This window comes from Pedobacter sp. G11 (assembly GCF_003860265.1).
GTDB classification, from domain to species: domain Bacteria; phylum Bacteroidota; class Bacteroidia; order Sphingobacteriales; family Sphingobacteriaceae; genus Pedobacter; species Pedobacter agri.
Window position 1 is genome coordinate 4,031,071 of the sequence record NZ_CP034190.1, and the last position, 20,515, is coordinate 4,051,585.

Genomic DNA, 20,515 nt, shown 5'->3' on the forward strand with positions numbered 1-20,515 from the left:
ATTAATCAGCCTTTTTCAACAAATATTCCGTTTTCTGATTTTGAATAATCTTACTGTAAAAGGCCTTCAGATAGGGATATTCATCAGGTTCGTAAATGGCATTATTAAACTGCAAAATCTGACTTAATGATAGCGTTTTTCCGTCTAATTGCGTTTGAAGCAAATATCTTCCACCATTATTTGGAAGTCCGATGGCCATATCTTTTGGCTTTTCTACCAGATTATAATGCTGATTAAGATCGATGTTGATGATGATCCGCTCATCAGATGCAACACCTAAATCAACAGGATAGGTTCTTACATTCAAGTTGAACGGGTTTATGGTAATTGCATTGATGAAAAATGGACTTAAATAGAAATTGTTGTTATTGGAACCATCAGTTACGGTGAATTCAATTTCGTAATTTTCTGTAAGCGGGTTTTCAACGCTATCCAGATTATCAATGGTATGATTCACAATCTTAATTTTTGTCAATCGATCATCCAATTTCTCTACAAATTCATCAGCTGAAGTGTATCGTTTAATTTCTTTTCTCTTATTATATGCAGCATAACCCTGAGAAATTGTGCTTAAGGTTCCGATCACTTTACCATCCTGATTAAGTTTTCCATTTAAAATATAATTGGTTACTGTTTTCTGACTGGCTTTTAAATCAATCCAATAAGATGGCTTTTTCAGATTAATCACACGTCCCTGATCATTCATGCAGCGCAAGGGCAATAATCCAAAAGGCAGTAAGGGTTCGGTAGCATCTAACATGTAGCTCTTATCGTCAATGTTAACCTTAGCTACAACATAGTTGAAATCAGAAATTACGGGATAAAGTTTGTTTATGGTACCGTTTTCCCTGGTAGACAGAATAACCGCTTCAGCATCGAGATTTGCAGCAGAAAGTGCAGCAATTAAATTAAGGTTTACATCTGCAACGCATCCCGATCGGTTTTCTAAAGATTTTTTAATATTATCTACGCTGTAAATACCATAATAATTATCCCACTTTACCTGTTTTTTGATATAATTATAAACCGCTTTAGCTTTATTTAAATCATCAGTAGCATCTTTGATAATGGTTGGAATTAATTCCTTATAAACATCTTTGCGTTTCATTTGCGAACCAAAAGATTTATCGCTGGTAAGCTCATAATCAACATCTTTCCATGTTTTGGTATAGGATGTTTTCGCACCCGAAGGATTAACCACGTCAGAAAGTTCAAAATAAACGGCAGACTTAAAATTGCTCGGTGCTGTCATATTATCTTCTTCGATAAAAGCAGGCACATTTTTCATTAGATAGGTAATCTTTGAACAATCAATAGTGGCTCCGTTCAAGCGTAAGCATTCGCGTAACAATTCCACCTTCTGATCGGTTAGTTTCTGATAACCCCGAAGCGAAACATTGTAATTATAGAGCCCAGGAATAAGTACCTGGTATTCACTAATTACCTTCGGGATGTTACTTTGAAAATTCCACGTTTTGAAGTTAAATAGGTTTGGAGATTTTAAGCGGTAACTATATTCAATAATTGACCCCTCAGATAAATTAGGCAGGGTGAATTTTAGCAGTTTAGTATACTTGGATCTGTTTTCAAAAAAAGTAGCTTTTCTATCCATAGCAGTTTCAACAAATCTTCCGCTCACATAATTAAAGGTTGACGCCTTTAAGTCATTGATGGTTTCTTCACGCGTATCATCTTTATATAGTGGAACAATCACATTAGCGTTGTCAAAGCCTTCCTTGTTATAGATTTTTATCCTCACATGGTAATCAAAAACAAGTTCTAAACGGCCAGTAGCATCATCAATATCAATTCTTGCGGTACCAAACTCTTTGAGCACAACCGCATTGGCATTACTGTCTATTTTTTTTCTATCAAATTCATAATCATCATAGGTGATGGCACCGTAATCGAAGTTTTGTGAAAAAGCAGTGATAGATAGAATAGATGATAGAAAGAGGAACAGGAATTTCTTCATGGAGGGCGTTGTTTAATTTATGGCAATTTAAAGCTAGGATTTAATATTCAGAAATAATTTGAAAATTATATTTTGAATTTAATTAGCGGTTTTATAAACTAATCAATCCTTTTTAGCACTTTTGAATAAACATATAAAATCGACCTAGTGTTATGCTATGTCATCTTTCTCATATCTAATAAAATGAAATTAAACTTAAAACGTCCGCTAGCCTTTTTCGATTTAGAAGCTACCGGTATAAATGTAGGCGCTGATAGAATTGTAGAAATAGCCATTTTAAAAGCGATGCCAGATGGTACTGAAGAAGTTAAAACTTGGCGGGTGAATCCGGAAATGCCAATTCCTTTGCAAACTTCATTAATTCATGGTATTTACGATGAAGATATTGCAAATGAGCCTACTTTTAAGGTTTTGGCAAAAGAAATTGCCGAGTTTATAGGAGATAGCGATTTAGCCGGTTACAACTCTAATAAATTTGATATACCGATGCTTTTAGAAGAATTTTTGAGGGCAGACATCGATTTTGATATGAACGAACGGAAATTTGTTGATGTGCAAAATATTTTCCACCAGATGGAACAACGTACATTAAAAGCAGCCTACAAATTTTATTGTCAGGAAGATTTAGTGAATGCCCATGCTGCTGAAGCTGATGTAATCGCAACTTACAAAGTTTTGCTTGGTCAGCTTGAAATGTATAAGGAGAAGGAATTTGAAGATAAGCAAGGAAACAAGAGTATTCCGGTTGTAAACGATGTTGAGGCTTTGCATATTTTCACCAATATTCACAAACCTGTAGATTTTGCGGGAAGAATGGTTTATAACGATAAAAATGAAGTTTGCTTTAACTTTGGTAAACATAAAGGTAAAACTACAGCACAGGTGTTTGCCGTAGAGCCAAGTTATTATGCCTGGATGAAACAGGGCGATTTCCCGCTTTACACCAAGAAAAAATTAGACGAAGAGTGGGCGAAGTTTAACGCAAAGAAAAATGAAAACCGTGCAGCAAAACCGCAACAAAATGCGCCAGCGCAACGACCACAATATCAACAAAAGCCACAGCCTAAGCCTGAAAAACCAGCTCAGCCTATAAATACAGATATGTTGGAGCAGTTAAAGATGAAATTTGGTAAGTAATTTCAGCATCTGTCATAATAGTTGTCAGTCAATCATTTAGAATGAAATCAATAAAAATAGCAGGCATTTTGCTGTTCACTGCAATTTGTGCAAATGCACAGGTTCAGCTTCCCATTGAACCAGTGTTTCAGAATACATATGAAAAGGGAACCCGTTCAGTCTCAGGTAAACCTGGTCAGCAGTATTGGCAAAATTCTTCAAAGTATAATCTGGTAGTTGATTTCAATCCTGTATCGCGATTGTTGAAAGGACAAGCTGAGGTAGTTTACACCAATAACAGTCCTGATACTTTGAAAGAAATCTGGTTTAAACTTTATCCTAATCTGTATAAAAAAGGAACACCAAGGAAATCAAAAATTTCTGAATCAGACTTGGGTGAAGGCGTGAAAATTACTTCGGTCTTGCAGAACGATCAACAACTTGGACTCAGTCATTTGCAAATTGATGGTACTAACATGCAAATCGCCATCCAGCCTTTGTTGCCTGGTAAAACAATTAAATTCAAATTCAATTACAACTATACCGTCAATAAAGGATCGCATGTCCGCACCGGACAGGTGGACGAAGGCTCTCATTTCATTGCTTATTTTTTTCCGAGAATTGCTGTTTATGATGACGTGGATGGCTGGAATAAATATCCTTACACTGGTGCCGAAGAGTTTTATAATGATTTCGATCAGTTTAAGGCTCAAATTAAGGTACCTGCTGGATATAGTGTTTGGGCTACTGGAGATTTAACAAATCCTGATGATGTTTTCCAGAAACAGATTGTATCGAGGTTATTGAATGCTGAAAAAAACGATGCTGTTGTAGATGTGATTACCAATGAGGATTTAACAGGCAAAAAAGTAACGCAACCCAATACCTTCAATACGTTTAAGTTCGAAGCTAAAAATGTTACGGATTTTGTTTTTGCGTTAAGTGACCATTATCTCTGGAAATCTACCAGTTTAGTTGTTGACCCGAAAACAAAACGCAGAACACGGGTTGATGCAGTTTTTAATCCAAAACATAGAGATTATTATGAAGTGATTGACTTTGCCCGGAAAACAGTTGAATCGATGAGTTACAAATTTCCTAAATGGCCATTTCCTTATAACCACGAAACTATTTTTGATGGTTTAGATCAAATGGAATATCCGATGATGGTAAATGATAACCCTGTAGATAACAGAGAAGATGCCATCACCTTAACTGATCATGAAATTTTCCATACCATGTTCCCGTTTTATATGGGGATAAATGAAACCAAATACGGTTGGATGGACGAAGGCTGGGCAACCATAGGTGAGTGGCTGATTTCTCCAATGATTGATTCGACTATTGTGGATGAATATGGTATTCAGCCAACCGCTTCATCATCAGGAAGCAAAGACGACACTCCAATCATGACATTAACACCCGATCTGAAAGGATCTGGAAGTTTTACTAATTCTTATCCCAAACCTGGCTTAGCTTATTTATATGTTAAAGATTATTTAGGTGATGAACTATTTACCAAAGCACTTCATCACTACATTAAGAACTGGAATGGAAAACATCCAATGCCGTATGATTTCTTTAACAGCATAAATGAAGGAAGTGGCAAAAACCTGAACTGGTTTTGGAAACCATGGTTTTTTGAAGGAGGCGTTTTAGATATGGCAATAAAATCTGTTGAAAAAAATTCTGTCGGATATACTGTAACAGTAGAAAATAAAGGCGTTAAAGCACTGCCGATAGACTTGACATTAACTTACAGTGATGGTTCAAAAGAAACGCGTCACAGCAGCATCGGTATTTGGGAAAATGCTACAAAGCAGGTAGAGATAAAAATTAAAACTGATAAAAAATTGAGTAGGGTGGTAATGGGAAGTAGCCATGTACCCGATAAAGTTAAAAGTGACAACAGCTTTAATGTGAACTAATAAGGTATCTGTCATTGCATTTCATACGGTAATCTTTATAAACAGATGCCTTTTATGTTGCAATGACGGATTACTCCGTTTTTAAAAAATCTATATTTCTTTTTAAGCCGGCTAGCTTCGTTCTCTTTACTGCTGAGCCTTTGAAAACCTTTTTAAAAACTTCATCGGTTATCTCTGTCAAATCTTTTTCAGTTAAATCCAGCAAACCGTTTTCAGCTTTAAATGCTGCTTCCGAATGGACTTTCGAAAAGCGATTCCAGGGGCATACGTCCTGACAAATATCACAGCCAAACATCCAGTTGCTCATTTTGTCTTTAAACTCGTTTGGAATCTCATTCTTTAGCTCAATGGTTAAGTAAGAGATGCATTTTGTTCCATCAACCACCTGTGGGGCAATGATCGCATCTGTTGGGCATGCATCAAGACATCGGGTACAGGTTCCGCAATGGTCGGTTTGAAAGGGGTGATCATAATCCAGCTCCAGATCTATAATCAACTCGGCCAGGAAGAAAAATGAGCCATCGGTTTTACTGATGAGATTAGAGTTTTTCCCAACCCAGCCAATGCCTGATTTTTTTGCCCAGGCCCTGTCGAGCACCGGTGCAGAATCAACAAAGGCCCTGCCAGATACTTCTCCTATATTTTCTTCAATGAAATGAGTTAATGCCTTTAACTTGTCTTTAATTACATGGTGATAGTCTTGTCCGTATGCATATTTTGAAATTTTAGGCGCATTCGGATCTGCCTGTTTTTCTTCAGTATAATAATTTAAGGATAGAGAAATCACTGATTTTGCACCATCAACAAGCAGGCGGGGATCAAGACGTTTATCGAAGTAATTTTCCATATACTTCATCTCGCCGTGATGATTCTTATTCAACCATTGTTCCAACCGCGGCGCCTCCTCTTCCAAAAATTCGGCCTTTGAAATACCACACGACAGGAAGCCGAGCCTAATGGCTTCATCTTTTATGAGTTGGCTATATTTTACAGCATTGTTGTACACGAAATGCAAAGATAAGGCTTAAGAACCAAAACCTTTTTAACAATCGCTTGTTCTATTTACAGAAAACTAAATTAATTAATTGCAGTTCTTTAACATTCAAAGAACTGGATTAAAAGAACCTTACTCAACAATACTTATGGAAAATATAGATCCAAAACATACGGAATCGGGAGAAGCTCCTAAGCCGATAGAAAAAGATTACGAAAGTCATAAAGAAGATCCCGGACCGGCGCAACCTGCCGTAACAGAAAAAGATGAAAACGGAGCAGGATCAGTTTTAAAATGGATCATCCCAATTGCAGTGGTTATCGGCCTGATCGTATGGTTTGCGATGAAAAAATAGTTAGCTTTAGTTTATAATGAACGCCGGTTGTTGATGCGACCGGCGTTTTTTATGCTGTGTTATTTTAAAAGTTTGGTTTGATACAAATCCGTTCTTCTATCCTTCAATATTTTTACTGTTCCATAGTGGTGCAACTCATCCAGCAGATGAAGATCTACATCGGCTAATAAAACCATTTCAGTATTCGGAGTGGCCTCAGCTTTGATTGCATTGGTGGGAAAGGCGAAATCAGATGGTGTAAACACGGCAGATTGTGCAAACTGAATATCCATGTTATTAACCTTAGGAAGGTTACCCACACAGCCCGCAATGGCGACATAACATTCATTTTCAATCGCCCGGGCCTGGGCACAGTGCCGAACTCTGGTATATCCGTTTTGTGTATCTGTTAAAAAAGGTACAAAAAGTATCTGCATGCCCTGATCGGAGTAAATTCTACTTAATTCTGGAAATTCGACATCATAGCAGATTAAAATACCAACTTTACCGCAATCTGTATCAAAAACCTGAACCTTATCACCACCTACCATACCATAATATTTTTGTTCGTTTGGCGTGATGTGAATTTTACGGAATTCATCAATCTTGCCCGTTCTATGGCACAGGTAAGAAGCATTGTATAGTTTACCGCCATCTAGTAAGGGCATACTTCCGGTAATAATATTGATATTGTAACTCAATGCATATTCATGCATTTTGGCGACGATTTCTTCTGTTTTTTCAGCCAGTTTCCGCATGGCCTCAATTTCCGGTAGATGATTATAGGGCTGCAGCAAAGGTGTATTAAATAACTCTGGAAACATCACAAAGTCTGATTTGTATCCACTTACCGCATCTACAAAAAATTCTACCTGCTCATAAAATGATTCCATATCCGGAAACAAACGCATTTGCCACTGAACCAGCCCTAAGCGGATGGTCATAGCCGAACGTGCTGAAGCATCTAAACCCTGATAATAGATATTATTCCACTCAATTAAAGTTGCATATTCCTTCGATTCTTTATCTCCAGGAAGATAATTTTTTAATACTTTTCTTACGTGGAAATCATTTGAAATTTGGAAGGTTAAAGTAGGATCATAAATCTCTTTCGACTTTACTTTATCAATATATTGCCTTGGAGAAAGGGTTTGGGCATATTGGTGATAACCTGGTATTCTTCCCCCGGCGATGATGCTTTTGAGGTTTAAACTCTCACAGAGTTCTTTTCTTGCTTCATAAAGCCTGCGACCTAACCTTAAACCCCTGAATTCGGGATGCACGAAAATTTCGATGCCATACAAAGTGTCACCATTTGGATCGTGAGTGGTAAAAGAATAATCTCCGGTGATTAATTTATAGGTATGTCGATCTCCATATTCGTCATATTCCACAATAATAGAAAGTGAGCAAGCCACTACTTTATCATCAACGGCAATACAAAGCTGGCCTTCAGGAAAAATATTTAGAAGTTTTGCAATACTTGATTTGGGCCAAATAGAACCGCCCATGCTATCGTACGCTTGCAACATTGATTCTTTTAAATCGGCATAGTCTTCCAGCGTTAATTTTCGTATTTCTATATTCATAATGTTTGATTTCTACATTGATGAACAGAAAAGTGGCCTAAATGTTCATATTATTTAAGGTTTCTACCAAGCGTCTTCCTAGTTTGATGTGCAATGACCTTTAAGAACTATCATAACGATAGCGATGCAAATGTGATCATGAGCAGATAATATATGGCCAGATATTATTGGAGAAATAGCGTTTTAAATAGATATAAATAAACAATTTAACATCTGCGACGAAAAAAACTAAAACAATTTCCCGGTCTGGCCAGGGAAATTTTTCTTCAAATGTTTGTATGCTGCTTCTGTTACCTCTCGTCCGCGGGAAGTGCGCATAATGTAACCTTCCTGAATTAAAAAGGGCTCATAAACTTCTTCAATCGTACCTTCATCTTCCCCTACAGCCGTAGCGATGGTTTTTAAGCCCACCGGACCACCTTTAAATTTATCGATAATGGTAACCAAGATCTTATTGTCCATTTCATCCAAACCATGTTCATCTACATTTAATGCGTTTAAAGCATAGTTTGCTATTTCAGGATCGATGTTACCAGTACCTTTAATTTGTGCAAAATCCCTTGTTCTACGTAACAATGCATTTGCAATACGAGGCGTACCTCTACTTCTTCGGGCAATTTCATAAGCACCTTCATCATCAATAGGTGTATTCAGAATATCAGATGAGCGCAACACAATAGTGGTTAAAAGCTTTGCATCGTAATAAGCTAAACGGCAATTGATACCAAATCGAGCCCGCAAAGGCGCTGTTAACAAACCCGACCGTGTAGTTGCGCCAACCAGTGTAAATGGATTTAAGGAAATTTGAACGGAACGGGCATTTGGACCTGTCTCCAACATGATATCAATCTTGAAATCTTCCATGGCCGAATACAAATATTCTTCAACCAAAGGAGAGAGGCGATGGATTTCGTCAATGAATAAGATATCGCCCGTGTCTAACCCCGTAAGTAAGCCAGCTAAATCACCAGGTTTATCTAATACCGGACCAGACGTAACTTTGATTCCAGCACCCATCTCATTGGCAATAATGTAAGAAAGCGTTGTTTTTCCTAATCCCGGAGGGCCGTGAAGCAGCACATGATCAAGTGCTTCGCCGCGAAGTTTAGCCGCCTGAACAAAAATTCTCAGGTTCTCCATCACTTTCTCCTGTCCGGTAAAATCTTCAAAAGCTTGTGGCCTTAAAACCCTTTCAATATCTCTATCGGTAGGTGTTAAGTTGCTTGCATCTGGATCAAGATTTTCATTCATAGAGCAAATATAAAATTAAATGCTAAAAAAATTAGGATTTTTTAAATTTATCAGCCACAATTAATTCCTTTGATCCAGCGGTGTATTTGTAAAAGCCTTCTCCGGTTTTTGCACCCTTTTTTCCTGCAGTAACCATATTTACTAATAGCGGACAAGGGGCATATTTAGGATTTCCAAATCCATCATGCAATACTTTCAATATTGCCAAACAAACATCTAAACCTATAAAATCAGCCAGTTGAAGTGGACCCATCGGGTGTGCCATGCCCAACTTCATCACCGTATCGATTTCATGAACACCCGCAACACCTTCATATAGAGTATAAATGGCTTCGTTAATCATTGGCATTAAAATCCTGTTCGCTACAAAACCTGGGTAATCATTTACCTCAACAGGTATCTTTTCCAGGCTTTCAGAAAGTGACATGATGGTTTTTGTTGTTTCGTTGCTTGTTTGATAACCCCGAATCACTTCCACCAACTTCATTAACGGAACAGGATTCATAAAATGCATGCCGATTACTTTATCGCCACGATTGGTAGCCGCTGCAATTTGCGTAATAGATATTGACGAAGTATTTGAGGCTAAAATTGCATCGGATGGTGCAAACTGATCTAAATCTTTGAAGATTTTAAGTTTTAAATCGATGTTTTCTGTTGCAGCTTCAACAACAAGATCTGCATGTTGAACGCCATCTTTCATTGCAGTAAAAGTCTTGATGTTTCCTAACGTAATTAGCTTTTGTTCTTCGGATAATGTTCCTTTTGCAATCTGTCGATCGAGATTTTTAGTGATCGTTAAAATAGCTTTATCAAGCGCTTCTTGATTGACATCGATCAGATTTACCTGATAATTAAACTGAGCAAATACATGCGCAATCCCATTTCCCATTGTACCTGATCCAATTACTGAAATATTTTTAATCATGACGAAAATGATTTTGTTTAGCTCATAAACTTAAATCTCTTTACGAGGCTTTCAAAGATATTGTTTAGTCTCCAAAAAATGATCATCGTTTTCATATTGCTAATTTTATTAAAATAAGTAAAAATGTATCCTGATATTTGTGATTTTCGCTCTGCATCTGCAGAGAAAAGCCATTTAGCCTGATGTTTTGATCCATCGTGCAATATTTATCGCTTAGAGAATTGTTTATGTATTACCACTTCATCTTTACAGGAAACTATTTTAGTGTTTCGCTAAGAATGTTAAATAAAAAATAACTTATCAGCCATTTTTCTTGCTGTAATAGTAAAATTTATCAGATAAAATCAGATTTATTTAGTTTTAACATTGTTAAAATGATTGATCGATACAATAGTTGGTTTTATCGATACTTAACATTTTATTTTTTTTCGTTGCCATTTCTTAGAGGCTGAATTGTTAATCATCGCACTTGTTCGCAACGAACTGGAAATCTCCTCAAGTTTTCCTAATACGATGAAAAATTAAACTAATCATTTTACAAGTTCATTTGGGCGTACCTCTCCAGTACTGTCGCGGCCTTGTTATGATTAATTCTTCAACAAACATTATCAACTATTAAACTAAAATTAAATGTAAATGAAAAGAAAACTACTAAAGTGTTTGTTGTTCTTTATTGTTCTACTGGTTACCAGGGTATCCGCACAAGAAAGAATTGTTACGGGGGTGGTATCTGCCAAAGAAGACGGATTACCAATTCCTGGGGTAAGCGTAAAAGTTAAAGGAACAAACAATGGGGTTACAACTGGTGCAAACGGAGCCTATTCCATTAAAACCACCAACAACGATGTACTCGTGTTTACCTTTGTTGGCTACAAAACAAGGGAACTCAATGTCAATGCTAAAACTATTGATATGGTTCTCGAATCTGATGTTAGTGTATTGGATGAAGTTGTTATTGCTGCCGGTGGTATCAAAAGGGCCGCAAGGGAACAAGGCTATGCATCGACTAGGATTGATGGATCAACGTTAACAGCAGGAAAATCGCCCACTATTGCAGGAGGTTTAGTGGGTAAAGTTGCAGGCTTACAAATTAATGCTGTAGGTAGTGGTGTTAATCCAAGCTATCGCTTAGTGCTAAGGGGAAACAGATCTATCACAGGAAATAATCAGGCTTTGATTGTGTTAGATGGTGCTGTCGTTCCCAATGCATTGCTTGGTAATCTTAATCCTGATGACATTGAAGATATCACGGTTTTAAACGGAGCCAGTGGGGCTGCGTTGTATGGATCTGATGCGTCAAACGGTGCATTAATCATCACCACTAAAAAAGGAAAAGTTGGTACACCGGTGATCAAACTTTCGAATACAACAGTTTTAGAACAGGTAAGCTTTTATCCCTTATTACAAAATACCTTTGGTTCAGGTTCAACTTCTGATGCGCAGATATACGATCCAATTGAAAATCAACAATACGGACCAGCTTTCGATGGTTCAACCAAGGCAATTGGGCGTTTATTAGAGAATGGCACACAACAATATGCTACATACTCCGCCACGGATGATAAATATGATTTCTGGAATACAGGAGTGTCTAATCAAACCGATTTCTCTATTTCTTCAGCTGATGAAAAATCTTCAACTTATTTATCGGCTCAGTATTTAGATGGATCAGGTACAACACCTAAAGATAAGTACACCAGAACATCATTGCGATATAACGGATCTAGAAATTTTACTAAAAACTTCAGTGCTAATTACAATGCAAGTTATACGCAAAACAAATATGATATTACCAGTGCTACATCTACAATCTATAACAACCTTTTAAATACACCAGCGCAGATTCCGCTGTTATCTTATCAAGATTGGCAGAATACCTCTGGCTGGGGAAATCCTGATAATTATTACAATGATTATTACGAAAATCCATATTGGGCTATTGATAACTACAGACAGAATACTCAAAATGAATATCTAACTGGATTATTAGAGTTAAAATACAAAGCTGCTGACTGGATTGATTTTACTTACCGAGCGGCAATCAGTAACCGTTATTATAAGAATAAAAACAGCACAATGGGTTATACGTATACGCAGTATACACTAGATCATTCTGCTAAAACAAATGAAAGCAGTGGCGTATCTGATGAAACATTAACGACAAGTAACTTCAGTACAGACTTTTTTGCAAATATTAAGAAAGATTACAAAGATTTTTCACTTAATGCATTAATAGGTACTTCATTAAAAAGCTACAATTACAAATATCTTGGAGCTTCAGGAAGTGGTTTGCAGGTTAATGAACTTTATAATTTAGGTAACATTACCGGAACGCCATCAGCCAGCGAAACCAATTATAATACACGCCAGTATGGTGTATGGGCAGATGTAACATTAGGTTACAAAAAGTATCTGTACTTGCACTTAACAGGAAGAAATGATTGGGTATCAGTTTTAGCACCCGCAAACCGTTCTTTCTTTTATCCTGCTGCAGATATCTCATTCATTCCAACTGATGCTTTTTCTTTTTTGAAAAACAGCAAAGTAATCGATTATATGAAAATCAGGGCAGGTGTATCAAAAGTAGGTAACGTAAACGTAGGTAATACTACAAATGGTGGTGCTTACGCTTTGGAATCTACTTTTGATTCGCAGACCGGTTATGGCTATGGTACAGGTTATACGCCTAATAATACATTGGTTTCTAATAATTTAAAGCCAGAAATTACTACAGGGTATGAAGGTGGTGTTGATTTTAGATTGTTAAATGGATTAATTGATGGTACCGTAACCTATTATAATACCAGCTCAACTGGCCAGGCCATTACTGCTGGTGTACCGGTAACAACAGGTTATAGCTATTATCTTTTAAATACCGGAGAGTTAACGAATGAGGGTTTAGAAACAGCTTTACACTTTACGCCAATTAGAAAAGGCGACTGGAAATTAACGGTAGGCGGTAACTATACCTATAACGATAACAAACTGGTTTCACTCTCAAACGATTTAACCCGCATCGGAGTAAGCAATAGTACTACAATTTATGGTCAGGTGGGTCAGATTTATCCTGTTATTATTGGTTCTGATTATATCAGGGATGCTGAAGGTAGAGTAGTGGTTGATCAGAATACAGGATATCCCGTTGGTACGACTACAGGGAATATCCTTGGAAATACAATTCCCAAAAATAGATTGGGATTGGATTTTCAGTTAAGCTGGAAAGGGCTAACTTTCTCAGGATTATTTGAATACAGATCAAATTATGTTCAGTATAGCACCGCCGGATCAACTTATGATTTCTCTGGTTCATCTGCCAGAAGTGCTTACTATAACAGAGAAAAGTTTATTTTCCCTAACTCTTCATACTATGATTCTACATCAGGAACCTATGTGGCTAACAATAGCATTACGGTATCTGATGGTGGTGCAGGTTTTTGGACAAGCAGTAGCCTTTATTCTGGTGTGACCAGTAATTATGTTTATTCAGGAAACTATTGGAAGTTGAGGGAGCTTTCACTGGCGTACAAACTTCCTTCATCAGTACTTCGCAATGTAAAGTTCATTAAATCGGCAACCATTAGTGCACAAGGCAGAAACCTTTTCATCTGGATGCCAAAATCAAATGAATACGCAGATCCTGATTACAGTAATAATGGAGCTGATAGCAATGCGGTTGGTATTACTTCACTATCTCAAACGCCTCCTACAAGATATTATGGTGGTACTATATCATTAACTTTTTAATGACAAGAATTATGAAAAGAATTTTAAAATTAACTATCCTTTCGGTCATCATTTTTACAGCCTTAGGTTGTAAGAAATACCTGGATATAAACGAAAATACAAACTCGGCAACTGAATCTTCTCCAAATCTGGTTTTGCCGGCAGCATTAAATAATACTGCATCAAACTTTGTTACCTATTTCAATTATGGTGCCTGGATGGCCGGCTATCAAGCAAATGCAGGTGGCTATTCATTTACCGGTTCAACTTTCTTTACTTACAACTGGAATTCAGGAACAAATAATGGTTTATTTAATGCTGCATTTTCTGATCTCAGAAGTTATCAATACATCATTACATCTACCACCGGAATAAATAAGTTTGTATTATATAACGCGGTTTCCCGGGTGATGAAATCTTATTATTATCAGATTCTGGTAGATGAATACGGTAATGTACCTTATTCTGAAGGTTTAGCCGGTGTTGATAATCTTACTCCACATTATGATGATGCAGCTACAGTTTACAAGTCGCTTGTTACAGAAATAGATGCGGCCATCAAAGATCTTCAAACTTATGGATCAAGTTCTGTGGTAACAGCTTTAGGTAGTGCCGACGTAATGTTTAAGGGCGATGTAACCAAGTGGATCAAATTTGCAAACAACATCAAACTCCGCATTTTAACCAGGGCACAGGCTGGAACATTGGCGTCTTATGCAGCTGCTGGTTTTAATACATTTTCTGTAGAAGGTTTTCTAACAGAAGATATAAGCATAAATCCAGGTTACGTAAGTACGAGTGCAAGACAAAATCCAATCTGGAACACTTATCATTCTACTTATACAGGGAGCAATGGAAGCTACGCCGCCCAGCAAATTCCAACCAGATGGATCTACGCTTTTTATAACGGAGGAAAATTAACTGATGCAAGTCGTGGCGCATTGATTTACAAAAACTTTACTGCTGGGACCACCCCAATTAATCAATTGGGAAATGAAACAGGTGTTTCTTCGTGGATTTCTGGTTATCCTGCTTGGTATATCGGTGTAGGTACAGCATTAAATGCTCCGGAAACACAAGGCATCATAAAAAGCAGGGTAATGGGTCAGCTAATTATGCCAGCTGCAGAAACCTATTTTCTTTTGGCGGAAGCTGCATTAAATGGCCACTTATTATCAGGAGATGCTGCAACCAACTTCGAAAATGGAATAAAGGCATCTTATAATTATCTTCAGAAGTCTGGCACGACCACTACATCGGCAACTGATGCTGCTTTAACTACTTATTTAACCGCTTATAAGGCAGCGAATCCGGCAAGTTATTTGGTGAATTATTCACTCGCCACAACCAATGCACAAAAACTGGAAGCGATTATTACGCAAAAATACATCGCATTAAATTTTGTGAATGGTTATGAGGCCTGGCAGGAATACAAAAGAACGGGATATCCAGCTATATCAGGTACAGCGGCAACAACCACTTTTGTTTCGCTACAGTCTTCAGCAACCTCGGCCGATCGCCTCCCGGTAAGAAACCTATATCCAACTACTGAATATAACTTAAATCCAAATGTTCCGACAGGGTTGAACGCATATACCTCGAAGATTTTCTGGGATGTTAATTAAATCAATAAAGCATAAAGAAATGAAAACTTATAAAATATATTTAGCCATGATGATTTTGTTTTTTGGCATATCATCATGTACCAAAGAAGACGGAATATATGCTGAAAACGGCTCTTCAGGTATAATTGAACTTGCCGATTTAGTTGCAAGAGCAAGTTCTACTGCTTATGCAACCTCATCAAAATCATTTGCGGCGCAAGCTGAGGTTGATTGTCCAATAGTTGTGAATTATACCGGAGCAGATGCTGCTCCAGAAGACGTTACCGTTACTTTGGCATTCGATCCAACTATTGTTAGTACCATGACTACTACAGCGGTACCGCTTACCGTGTTAGATGTTTCGCTTTATACCGTACCAACGTATACGGTAGTTATTCCGAAAGGAGAAAAAAAAGCCACATTGCATATCAAAGTTAAGACTGCTGCCTTTGATTTTACTAAAAATTATGCTTTAGGTATAATCATAAAATCTTCTTCAGCAGGAACAATTAGTGGTAATTATGGAAAAGGACTATTTAGAATAATTGCCAAAAATGATTATGACGGTGTGTATGCTTATAAAACATCAGCAGCAACATCCTTATTGCCAAACAGATCAGTGAGTACAAAATTGGTAACTATTGGACAATATACTGTGCAAATCGATCCAGGATTATTATCTAACTATACTAATGTCGTAACCTATACAGTTGATCCGGTAACGAATTTAGTTACCGTAACTTGTCCATCGTTAGGTGTGCAAACTCCACAGGATACAAGAAGTAACTGGAATCCAACTACTAAAGTTATGACGGTATTTTGGAAACAAGCAAATGGTGCAAGAACATTTGAAGAGACTTTTACCTATACTGGGTCAAGATAAATGACCGAAAAAAATAGAGAAAGGCTTTACCGTAAATGGTGAAGCCTTTGTTATTTTATTTAAGTTGTAGAATTCATTCGATGAAATCCCTGCTATGATCTACATAGTTTTCGCATAATATTGATGTCATTATTATCGTCTAAAATAAGGTGATATTTTAATGTAATTATTAATATTTAAAATGCTGATTAACAAAAATATAAAGTTAAAATATGTTAAATGAAATGTTAAAATTATTAATCACTTGATTAATCGATACAAAGCCGATATTCATCGATACAAACTTTTTTTATCAGGTTTTTTGACGGAAATTTGATTCATCAAGAAAACAAAAAGGCTTTTTAATTGCTTGATAAATAAAAGAAAATAGCCGTCGAAGTGTAATGACAACGACGTTTTTATAAAGGTACTTCCTAGTAAATTTAGGTTAGTTAATGATTAGTTAAAATAGAGATATGGCTGGATGGCGTATCTCTATTTATTTTTACGGTAGCTTTCAAAGGCTAAACTAATTTTTCCTGCTATGCAACTTTTGTAAGCGTTTGACTCATCAGTTCCAAAAACAGTATAATTAAATATCGTATTCCTTGAAATTGGAATTTATTCAATGTATTTCATGTTATTTCCTTTGAAATATATAAGTGACAGAATTTATTTATCGAATACTTCATTAAATAAGGCAATAAGCAACATATTTTAATTTTTCTTAATGCTTATTGATTGATAAATATACTTCAAATATAAAAACACCAATTAATTTTTATTTTATTGCGATATATCTATGCAAAATTAACACATCTGTATGTTAATTTATCAAAATCAACATGATATGATAAATAAATTTTGACACAACGTATTTTTGAGATATTATTGTGTTAAGTAATTGTTTAATTTTTGTTATTTATCTATCCCTAGTGAAATTCTATTGATTAAACACTGAAGAAGTGATTTGAAAATCCATAATACTGGGTTTTCACAAAACAAACAAACTATTTCTACCTCATTTATAAATGTTGCTTAGCATATTACAGCTATAATTTTATGGCTTTGATATATTTTTTATTAATCATTCACTATTAACTAAACTTAAATGAAAAGAAAACTACTTAAATGTTTGTTATTCTTTCTTGTGCTATCTGGTATGAAAACCTATGCACAAGACAAAACAATTACGGGCTTGGTAACCGCTAAGGACGATGGACTGCCCATACCTGGTGTAAGCGTGAAGCTAAAAGGAACCACTCGGGGCGTGGTCACAAATGCTAAAGGGTTGTATAGCATTAATGTTCCGTCATCCGAAAAAGATTTCTTAGTTTTTACCTTTGTAGGCTACAACGCGAAGGAAATCAGTACATCATCTAAAACTATTGATGTGGTTATGGATCCAAATGCGAGCACATTAGATGAGGTTGTTATTGCGGCTGGGGGTATCAAACGGGCTGCAAGAGAACAAGGTTATGCATCTACAAGGATTGATGCTGAAAAACTTACAGCAGGTAAATCTCCAACTATTGCTGGGGGATTAAACGGAAAGGTTGCAGGTTTGCAAATTAACGCTGTAGGTACAGGTGTAAATCCATCTTATAGATTAGTGCTGCGAGGTGACCGCTCCATTACTGGAAATAACCAGGCGCTAATCGTATTAGACGGAGCTATCGTTCCAAACGAATTGCTTGGAAATATCAATCCGGATGATGTTGATGAACTAACTGTATTAAATGGAGCAAGTGGTGCTGCATTGTATGGTTCAGATGCATCCAATGGTGTTTTGATTATAAACACGAAACGTGGTAAACAAGGTGCGCCGATTATTAAACTTTCAAACACTACTGTTGTAGAAAAAATCAGTTTTTATCCGGAGTTACAAAACCGATTTGGTTCTGGTACAGACGATTATCCTGTTACTTATGAGCCAATTGAAAATCAACAATATGGTCCTGCTTTCGATGGTACCATGAGACCAATAGGTAGGGTTAATCAATTCGGGCAGACCCAAATGGTACAATATTCTCCTAATAGAGATAAATATGATTTTTGGGATACTGGATTATCCAATCAAACAGACTTCTCGCTATCATCCGGTGACGAAAAATCATCTACTTATATGTCAGCTCAATATCTTAACGGAAAAGGAACCACTCCAAAAGATGAATATAACAGGATAGCACTAAGATTTAATGGAGATAGGAATATCACAAAGAATTTCTCAGCAAAATATAATATCAGTTTTACTCAAAACAAATACGATACCACACCGAATACCGCAGGTATCTATAATAACCTGTTAAATACTCCAGCCCAGATTCCGCTTTTAAGCTATACCGACTGGCAGGATCTTCGCAGTTGGGCAAACCCGAATAATTACTATAATGATTATTACGCTAACCCATATTTTTCTATTGATAATGCCCGTCAGTATCAAAAGAACGTATATATTACTGGATTAGCTGAGTTGAATTATCATCCAACAGACTGGTTAAGTTTTATTTACAGGGCCTCTTTAAGTAATCGTAATTACGAAAGCAAAACCGGTTCTGATGGTTTTACTTATACAGATTTCGTATTGGGTTCGGGATCGTATAAATCGAACTCAGCGAGTAATGTTTCAGAACGTATGTTTCAGAACAGTAACTTCAATACCGATTTCATTGCTAATGTAAAGAAAGATATTAAAGATTTCACTTTCAACCTTTTGGCTGGTGCGAACTTAAGAAGCTATAATTATAAAAATATGGCCTCTACAGGAAGTGGTTTACAAGTACCATATTTATATAATCTTGGAAACATTACTGGTACACCCACCGCAGTAGAAAATATTGAAAATACCAGAAGATATGGTATTTGGGGTGATTTTACAGTAGGATATAAAAAATGGTTGTATGTACATGTAACTGGCAGAAATGACTGGGTTTCGGTGTTGGCGCCAGCAAATCGTTCATTCTTTTATCCAGCTGTTGATGTTTCGTTTATTCCAACGGATGCATTTGAATGGCTAAAAGGAAGTAAAGTACTAGATTATTTGAAATTAAGGGGAGGTATTTCAAAAGTGGGTAACGTAAACGTTGATACCTATGCATTACGCTCAACTTTTGGATCGCAAACTGGCTATAACTATGGTACAGGCTATACGCCAAGTGCTTCGATAGTTTCACCTGATTTGAAGCCGGAAATTACCAACGGTTATGAATTTGGTGCAGACTTTAGATTATTTAATGGTCGCATTTATGGTGATGTAACCTATTACAAAACCCGATCAACAGGACAAGCGATCAATGCACAGATAGCACCAACAAGTGGTTTTACAACCTATCTTCTTAATGCTGGAGAACTAACCAACGCCGGTTTGGAAAGTACTTTACATGTAGTAGCTTATAACAAAGGTAACTGGAAACTTGAAGTTGGTGGTAATTATACGCATAACGAAAATAAATTATTATCACTAACTCCAGGTTTATCACGAATTGGCGTACAAAATAGTGGCACTATTTTCGGAGATGTTAATGTTCAAACTTATCCAATCGTAATTGGCACAGACTATATTCGTGATTCACAAGGTAGAGTAGTTGTAGATCGCAATACTGGTAATCCGGTAGGAACCACCACAGGAAATGTTTTAGGCAATACACAGCCTAAAGATAGATTAGGATTAGATTTCAATTTATCATGGAAGGGTTTAACATTATCGGGATTATTTGAATACAGAGGTGATTTTGTTCAGTATTCAAGTGCGGGTAGTACTTTCGAATTCTCTGGATCGAGTATTCGTTCTGTTTACTATAACAGAGAAAGATTCATTTTCCCTAATTCGTCATATTTCGATGCAGCAAGTGGTAACTATGTAGCAAACGAAAATATAGCAGTTTCAACTGGTAATTCAGGATTTTGGTCGAGCAGTCAATTTCGAGGAACAACCAGTAACTATATTTATTCAGGAAATTTCTGGAAATTAAGAGAGCTTTCAATATCATACCGCCTACCTTCATCAGTATTGAAAGACATTAAATTTATTAAAACAGCTACCTTAAGTGCACAAGGACGTAACTTATTTATTTGGGTACCGAATTCAAATAAATTAGGCGATCCAGAAACAAGTAGCAATGGTTCTGATAGCAATGCTGTGGGTATAACTTCACTATCTCAAACTCCTCCAACCAGATATTTTGGTGGAACTTTAGCATTAACCTTCTAAA

General features: G+C 36.6%; 12 protein-coding genes. 7 read left to right on the forward strand and 5 right to left on the reverse strand.

From position 1 onward, the window contains the following. Position 1: 1 nt before the first annotated feature. Entirely contained in the window at positions 2-1,975 is a 1,974-nt protein-coding gene (locus tag EA772_RS17395; RefSeq protein WP_124914304.1) for a transglutaminase domain-containing protein, read from the reverse strand. 183 nt (positions 1,976-2,158) lie between these two features. Between EA772_RS17395 and EA772_RS17400 the strand changes: the two genes are divergently transcribed. Further along, a complete protein-coding gene (locus EA772_RS17400) occupies positions 2,159-3,112 on the forward strand; it encodes an exonuclease domain-containing protein (protein WP_124914305.1) in 954 nt (317 codons plus the stop codon). 41 nt (positions 3,113-3,153) lie between these two features. Beyond that, positions 3,154-5,019, forward strand: a complete 1,866-nt coding sequence (locus EA772_RS17405) for a M1 family metallopeptidase (RefSeq protein WP_124914306.1) — start codon at positions 3,154-3,156, stop codon at positions 5,017-5,019. Between the two features lie 70 nt (positions 5,020-5,089). Here the strand turns inward: EA772_RS17405 and queG are convergent, their stop codons facing one another. Then, on the reverse strand, positions 5,090-6,025 hold the full coding sequence (queG, locus tag EA772_RS17410) for a tRNA epoxyqueuosine(34) reductase QueG (RefSeq protein WP_124914307.1): 936 nt from the start codon (positions 6,023-6,025) through the stop codon (positions 5,090-5,092). 136 nt (positions 6,026-6,161) lie between these two features. Here queG and EA772_RS17415 point away from each other — a divergent pair, with 136 nt between their 5' ends. Next, on the forward strand, positions 6,162-6,368 hold the full coding sequence (locus EA772_RS17415) for a hypothetical protein (protein WP_010603006.1): 207 nt from the start codon (positions 6,162-6,164) through the stop codon (positions 6,366-6,368). A 59-nt stretch (positions 6,369-6,427) separates the two neighbouring features. Here EA772_RS17415 and EA772_RS17420 read toward each other — a convergent pair whose 3' ends face one another. The 3 genes from EA772_RS17420 to EA772_RS17430 form a co-directional block, all read right to left on the reverse strand. Next, positions 6,428-7,936: a bifunctional GNAT family N-acetyltransferase/carbon-nitrogen hydrolase family protein gene (locus tag EA772_RS17420; RefSeq protein ID WP_010603007.1), complete on the reverse strand. Its 1,509-nt coding sequence runs from the start codon at positions 7,934-7,936 to the stop codon at positions 6,428-6,430. Between the two features lie 228 nt (positions 7,937-8,164). After that, the gene (gene ruvB, locus EA772_RS17425) at positions 8,165-9,187 is read right to left on the reverse strand and encodes a Holliday junction branch migration DNA helicase RuvB (RefSeq protein ID WP_010600741.1); all 1,023 of its coding nucleotides are present in this window, start codon (positions 9,185-9,187) and stop codon (positions 8,165-8,167) included. 31 nt (positions 9,188-9,218) lie between these two features. After that, entirely contained in the window at positions 9,219-10,115 is an 897-nt protein-coding gene (locus EA772_RS17430; RefSeq protein WP_210405049.1) for a 3-hydroxyacyl-CoA dehydrogenase family protein, read from the reverse strand. Between the two features lie 636 nt (positions 10,116-10,751). Here EA772_RS17430 and EA772_RS17435 point away from each other — a divergent pair. The 4 genes from EA772_RS17435 (at position 10,752) to EA772_RS17450 (ending at position 20,514) form a co-directional block, all read left to right on the forward strand. Next, entirely contained in the window at positions 10,752-13,859 is a 3,108-nt protein-coding gene (locus tag EA772_RS17435; RefSeq protein WP_124914308.1) for a SusC/RagA family TonB-linked outer membrane protein, read from the forward strand. Between the two features lie 11 nt (positions 13,860-13,870). After that, the gene (locus EA772_RS17440; RefSeq protein ID WP_246833985.1) at positions 13,871-15,463 is read left to right on the forward strand and encodes a SusD/RagB family nutrient-binding outer membrane lipoprotein; all 1,593 of its coding nucleotides are present in this window, start codon (positions 13,871-13,873) and stop codon (positions 15,461-15,463) included. A gap of 19 nt (positions 15,464-15,482) precedes the next feature. Further along, positions 15,483-16,325 carry a DUF1735 domain-containing protein gene (locus EA772_RS17445; RefSeq protein ID WP_168187592.1) on the forward strand — a complete coding sequence of 281 codons (843 nt, stop codon included), beginning with the start codon at positions 15,483-15,485 and terminating at the stop codon, positions 16,323-16,325. Positions 16,326-17,415: 1,090 nt separating this feature from the next. After that, entirely contained in the window at positions 17,416-20,514 is a 3,099-nt protein-coding gene (locus EA772_RS17450; RefSeq protein WP_246833986.1) for a SusC/RagA family TonB-linked outer membrane protein, read from the forward strand. Position 20,515 lies beyond the last annotated feature (1 nt).